The 294-nt window shown below is 43.2% G+C and carries 1 protein-coding gene; it reads right to left on the bottom strand.

Annotated elements, in window-relative coordinates; genetic code table 11:
• Positions 1 to 133: 133 nt before the first annotated feature.
• Positions 134 to 294 (bottom strand): FaeA/PapI family transcriptional regulator (locus SB658_RS23080; RefSeq protein ID WP_410602593.1); only part of this gene is annotated, 161 nt, incomplete at its 5' end.

The following is a 294-nucleotide window of genomic DNA, read 5'->3' as shown; positions in this document are numbered from 1 at the left end:
CCTCTTCATAAAAAATCAACTCCCTCACCCTTTGATGTAAACGCTTAACTGTTATCTGTAGCTAAATGATAGCGATTTCAACAAAGGCTGTGAAGCTTATGAACATATCGTACATTTTGGTCTTTTTGGTCTCTTAGTCAGAATGTACGATATATTTATTAACAGGCCGGCCAACCCCGCCATATTGCATATCTAATTTCAGCTCGCCTTCTTTCACTAAGAAGTCTAAATACCGGCGCGCCGTGACACGTGCAATGCCAAGTGCATTGGCAACTTCCTCCGCAGACTGCGGTC

Origin of the sequence: Bacillus sp. SIMBA_008 (assembly GCF_046535495.1) — a bacterium.
Classification (GTDB): Bacteria; Bacillota; Bacilli; order Bacillales; family Bacillaceae; genus Bacillus; species Bacillus subtilis.
Note: the sequence above shows the minus strand (reverse complement) of the source record. Positions and strands in the feature narration are given on the sequence as shown.